This window comes from Dyadobacter sp. 22481 (genome assembly GCF_052044875.1).
GTDB classification, from domain to species: domain Bacteria; phylum Bacteroidota; class Bacteroidia; order Cytophagales; family Spirosomataceae; genus Dyadobacter; species Dyadobacter endophyticus.
Window position 1 is genome coordinate 2,557,810 of the sequence record NZ_JBQENV010000001.1, and the last position, 6,563, is coordinate 2,564,372.

Genomic DNA, 6,563 nt, shown 5'->3' on the forward strand with positions numbered 1-6,563 from the left:
AATCCGCTGTTGCCTATGATAAAATAAAAATGCACGTTCAAAAGGCTCTTTTCACGAACCAAACTCTACATTAAATGAAGAAACAATTATTTATCAAGTTCGTTGTATCCACCGTCACGCGGTTGGTGAATCGAACACGAATGGCTGGCTTCCCCGGGCTGGCCATTTTATGCTGCTTTTTGATACTCTGGCTTAATTCCGTTCCCGCGAAAGCGCAGGATGTAGGCCAGGTCTGGATCGCAGAAGCCGGCCTTGTTACACCGGCAGCACAAGCCATTCCGCAAGGCGGCATTACGGACGCGGCCGGAAATACCTATATGATCGGGCGTTCCGTCGAAACAGTTGATTTCGATCCGGGCCCCGGCGTAAGCCCCTTGACCGTAGGCACTTCCGGCCAATATGCTTATATCCAGAAGCTGGATAAAAACAGGAATCTGATGTGGGTCAAACAGATCAGCGCTACGTCTGTGATCAACACGTCTGCCATCGCGGTGGATGCGTCCGGAAACCTGGTTATCACCGGGTCCTTCAGAGGAACCGCCGACTTCAACCCAGGCAGCGGTGTGGCAGAACTTTCGACCAGAGTGACAAGCGGCACGGAAACGTTTATACTTAAGCTCGACAGTAACGGAAATTATTCCTGGGCTGTCAGATTAGCGGACGTTTCCGCAGAGGTGGTGACCAACGGCGCTGGGAATGACATCAAGACCGATGGTACCGGGAATATTTATGTTGCCGGTATCTTCGCCAATACAGTCGATTTCAACCCGGGTGGCGGTGTTTCCGCGTTGACGTCCCCGGGCGGATGGAGTGATGCATATGTTCTAAAATTGGCTCCCGATGGCACATTTATATGGGCCAGGCGAATGGGTGGCCCATTGAACGACAATGGAACTACACTGGATGTTGATGGCAATGGCAATGTATTTGTCGGAGGTACTGTGAATTCAAATAGTGGGGCTTCTGATTTTGGGCCCTTTACTGTTCCTGCAACGACCACCCAAACGGGATTTGTCACAAAGCTGGACGGCGCCGGAACATTTCAGTGGGTCAAGACGATTGCAAATACCAGCTCCAGTTCGGTGAGCGAGATCGAGGCAGACAATGCCGGTAATATCTATATTGGAGGAAACGCAGCAGGAACTATGGACCTGGACCCGGGTCCGGGTACCACCGACATCCCAGCAGCCGGTTTCATCACCAAATGGGATGGAAGCGGGAATTACGTCTGGGGAATGTTTCAGGGTAATGTTGTTGGAGACATTACGCTCGACAATGCCGGAAACCTGTTGGCCACTGGTCGCTATTCAAATGCGGCCGCGCTCCTGGATCGCGACTGGGATCCGGGCGCAGGGGTTGTTAAGGTGACCAATCGGGGCTCTTTCATCGCCAGCACAGACATTTTTGTAAGCAAATACACCACCGATGCGGGTTTCGTATGGATCAAAACAGCGGGAGGGGCAGCCGCTACCTTAGCCCTTGATGACGGGCTATCCGTTGGTGTTGACGCTGCGGGCGATATCTATGCGGCCGGGACTTATTTGACTGACGCCCAATTCGGCCCTTGCCACTATGCAGTCACGCCGACGGCGAATGTAAATATTCGCTCCCAGTATGTTTGGAAGCTTTCAGCACAGCCCATTCCTAACCTTCAGTTCGCTACAACTACGCTTTCGCCGGCTAGTCAGCAGGCCTGTATCCTGGGTATTCCACAGGTGATCAATGCCAGTCCGGCAACGATTACTGCTCCGGCCGGGTACAGCACGACGATGCTTTACCAATGGCAAATTGCTGAAAGCGCGACAGGGCCGTGGACCGACATGCCCGGTGAGGTCTTCAAGGATTTACAGCCACTGGCCAGAAATACCTCGGCTTACTACCGCCGGATCGTGAAGGTCAACGACGGCTTTTGCGGTTTCAAAACAGTAGACAGCTCCGGGGTGGCATCGGTGATCATCGGTACCGATGTATCGCCTATTGCCAATGCCGACGGGCCTCAGTGGTTTGTCTGCGGACCCGGCTCGAATACGGTACAGCTCGCAGGTACCGCTTCCGGCGGGACGCCTTCCTACACTTATGCGTGGTATGAAGGCAGCACCAGCAACGGTACACCGCTCGCTTCTACCGGCACTTGGACTACACCAGGCGTTACCGAAGCAACGACCTACACATTACAGGTAACCGATGCCGTAGGCTGCGTGGATATCGATCAGGTTACAATCGTTCCCGCTATCGCCAATGCAGGCACCGACAAGGCGATCTGCCAGGGGGCCGGTGGCGTTCAGATCGGCGCGCCACCCGTTTCGAGCCCTTCGGTTTCATATGTGTGGACAAGGATTTCCGGTGACCCGATTTCATCACTAAGCTGTACCACCTGTGCGCAGCCCATTGCTAACCCAACAACCGCGACCGTATACCGGTTGACAGTGACGGTGCAGCAAAAGAGCGGAACAACTTGTGTTACGACGGATGACATCACCGTAACCCCGGTGACAGCCCCAAATAGCACATTGGCGTTTGCAGGCACGGACAAGACGATTTGTAAGAATACCTCTGTCACCCTGGGCGGCGCCGCGGACGCTACATTTGCCTATACCTGGACATCGGGTCAGTATCTTTCCGCTTCGCAGGTGGCCAATCCCGTGTTCAATGCCGGAACCGCAGCCGTGGCTGGTGGGACGATCAATTATACGGTATCTGCCATTAAAGGAGGATGCTCCTTCACCGACGAAGTGAAAGTATCAGTGCTGAACAACCGCATCACTAACCAGGATGAAACTGTTTGCGGACCTCTTTGGAGCAGACACATGGATGAGCAAAATGCAGCAGGCGCAACCTATACGTGGAGCGTCGTGTCCGGAGACGGTTCGATTCTGCAAACCGCCAACGCGGGCCAGGATGCTTACCTGAAAAGCAACAGCGGTGTAACCGTCTTCCGCCGCACAGTCACCCTGAATGGCGTGACCTGCTCGGCTGACGTGTCGGTGCAGCCATGCACAGGTACGGGAGGCTGTGATTTTGAAATACTCACACTTTCAGACCAGGCTTGTCCGAAAGTATTCGGTGCAGTGGCCCTGAAACTGGGTACCAGCATCGCTGACCCATCCAACTACAACTTCTCATGGAGCCCTGCCAACCTGGTTGACAATGCAAGTGCACCGACGGTAACCATTACCTCCACCGCGCAAGCGACGATCACCGTAACGATTACCAACAAATTTGATGGGTCTATCTCCTGCCAGAAATCAATTGTGATCAACCCTCCGGGATGGTCATTACCGGTATTCACAGCGGAAGACAAATACACTTGTCCGGGAACGGCCATTCAAATCGGCAGCACGGCGGTGGCAGGCTTTACTTACCTGTGGGATCCCGCTACCGGGTTGAGCAGCAGCACGGCTTCCAACCCGACCGCAACCGTCAATGGTACAACCCAGTTCCGTGTGGCTATTACTGAAACCGCTTCCGGCTGCCGCAACCGCGACACCCTGATGGTGAATGTATCCGCACCGGTTGCCGACGCAGGCAACGACCGTGCAGTTTGTAACGGCGCGACCGTGACCCTGGGCAGCCCCGCCCCCGCCGGTACCAACTGGACCTACGCATGGGAACCTTCCAATGCAGCATGGACCAATGGTACAGGCCCAACCGATGCCCAGCCACAGGTACAATTCGCAGCTGCGACGCCCCAAAGTTTTATTGTGACCGTTACTGACCCGTTGTCGGGCTGTATGGACAAGGATACGGTTGTACTACGCAACACCGTTACCACCGGCGAGTATGCAGGCGCAGCTATCACCACTTGCCAGGGAGAGCCTGCGCAGCTGGGACGATCGGCCGAGCCGTTGGCACAATACGAATGGTTTATGGCCGATGGCGTTACGCCCGCGATTGGGCTCAGCAGCACCACAGCTGCCAACCCGACTGTGCTCAACCCGACAGCAACGGCTACCTACGTGGTAAAAGTAAGCTATCCCGGATGTAGCACCCCGCTGACCGATCAGGTGACATTGACTGTCAATCCCGTAACCGGCCTGGATCTGGCCGACCAGAGCGTATGTCCTGCGGGTCCCATTGCGATAGGATATGGAGCAGCCGGAAACCCGGCGGCCCCTGCCGGAGCGACATACCTTTGGGTACCGGCAACCGGTTTGAGCAGCGCAACTGCGGCTAATCCGACTGCCACCGTGACCACAGAAACGATCTATTCGGTAACAGTGACCCTGCCTAGCGGTTGTGTGTTCACCGATCAGGTTAAAGTGAGCCCGTCGGCCAATGCTGGCAGCGACGCCACCTTGTGCCCTGGTGAATCCGCCGTAATCGGCACCCCTGCCATCGCAGGTGCGACCTATTCCTGGACAGGAGCGAGCATCGTAGGCGCCGCTAATGTGGCCCAGCCGACAGTGAAGCCGACCGTAACAACCACCTACACGGTTAGCGTTACTATAAATGGCTGTACTACGACCGATCAGGTAATAGTAACCGTCAATACGCCTAACAACTTTACCATCACGGGTAACACTGCGATTTGCGAAGGCGGCGTGGCAACCCTGGCGCTGGCCGGAGCCGCTCCTGCAAACAGTACCTGGCAATGGAGCCCTGTCGCTGGCGTAACCAGCCCGAACGCGACGTCTACTACGATCGCCGCTAATTCTACCCAGACTTACCGCCTTACACAGACTAACACGGTAACCGGTTGCAGCAACTATAAAGAGGTAGTCGTTGTAGTGAACGCGAACACCATCTCCGCTACCACAGGCGATGTGACATTGTGTGAAGGTACTTCGGCAAGCCTGCCTTTGAATGTAACCTCGTCGGGAAGTTACTCGTACGCATGGAGCCCGTCTATCGGCCTTTCCAATGCATTCATCGCCAACCCGACCGTCACTACCAGCTCGCCGAGAACTTACACAGTGACTGTGACCGATAATGCAAGTCAATGCCAGTTGGTGAAACAGGTCAATGTAGCTATCAATGCGCCTGAGGCATGTTTTGCACCAGTAACGCTGACAGGTAATGTATTCCACGATGCCAATGCTTTGAAAGATGTGACTGTCAACAGCACAGCCACCGACCCAGCTATCCCGACCGGTCTGTTTGTGACTTTGGTGGATAACACCGGTGCGGCTGTAAAAACAGTTCCTGTGAATGCAGATGGCACTTACGATTTCGGTGTAACCGCTCCCGGCGATTACAGCATCGTATTGCACCAGACTTCAACTGGTTCTACTACTCCAAGCCTCCCTGCGGGATGGGTGAACACGGGCGAGAACCTGGGCTCAGGCGTAGGTAGCGACGCGGGTGTGAATGGTATCCTTACCGGTGTAACCGTAGCGGGAACCAATGTAACCAATGCAAACTTCGGTATTCAGCTGCCACCGGTAACCACCGGCGGGACAGAGCCGACCCAGCCAAACCCTGGTGGTACGACGACCGTTGACCTGACCTCGCATTTCGGCCTGACTGATACTGATGGAACTGTTGCATCGATTACCTTCACGGAATTCCCCGAGGATGTTACGACGATCACCATCAATGGCACAACCTATGTGGCCCCGGGCACAACTCCGGGTGCTGGACAGCAAGTTTGGCCGGCTGGTAACCTAACGCTTCCTGCGACAGGCCTGTCTGTTGTTGTCGATCCTGTCGATGGCGGCGCGGTAGTAGAAATCCCGTTCTTTGTGACCGACAATGGCGGACTGGAAAGTAACGTCAGCACTGTAACCGCCGACTTCACTGTACCGGTTGTACAACTTTCCGGCAACGTCTTCCACGACGCCAATGCATTGACTGACAATACAGTCAATACAACCGGCTCGGTGACTACGATCCCGACTGGCCTTTTCGTATCGCTTATCGACAGCACTGGTGCTGTGGTAGCGACTGTTCCTGTGAATGCAGACGGTTCTTACGACTTCGGTGATGTAGAGCCAGGTACTTACAGCGTGGTATTGCATCAGACAGCGGCTGGCTCGACGACACCTAGCCTGCCTACCGGTTGGAATAACACGGGTGAACACCTGGGTACCAATGCGGGAAGCGACGGAACGGTGAATGGTATTTTGCCAAACATCACAGTGACCACTACCGACGTGACCAATGCGAACTTTGGTGTGCAGCAGCCGCCGGTTACGACCGACGAGGCACTGCCTTCTTCGCCAAACCCTGGCGGCACGGTGACCGTGGATATCTCCGATGATTTCAACTTCACCGATCCGGATGGGACCGTACAGAGCATCACATTCACAGAATTCCCTGCAAATGTGACCACGGTAACGATCAATGGAACGACTTATGTGGCACCAGGCCAGACTCCGGGAGCCGGGCAACAAGTATTCCCTGATTCGGGTGTAACTGTTCCCGTAACCGGTTTGGAAGTGCTCGTTGACCCGATCGATGGCAACCCGACTGTGGATGTACCGTTCACCGTGACTGACAACGGCGGTTTGGAAAGCAACGAAAGTTCGGTAACCAAACCGTTCACGACGCCAATTGTGAACTTGTCTGGTAACGTATTCCATGATGCCAATGCACTGACTGACAGCACGGTGAACACGACAAGC

1 protein-coding gene is annotated in these 6,563 nt (G+C 54.9%); it reads left to right on the top strand.

Annotated features, from left to right (window positions below; translation table 11 throughout):
* Window positions 1-74 precede the first annotated feature (74 nt).
* Window positions 75-6,563 (top strand): SBBP repeat-containing protein (locus ACTJJJ_RS10070; protein WP_440701711.1); only part of this gene is annotated, 6,489 nt, incomplete at its 3' end.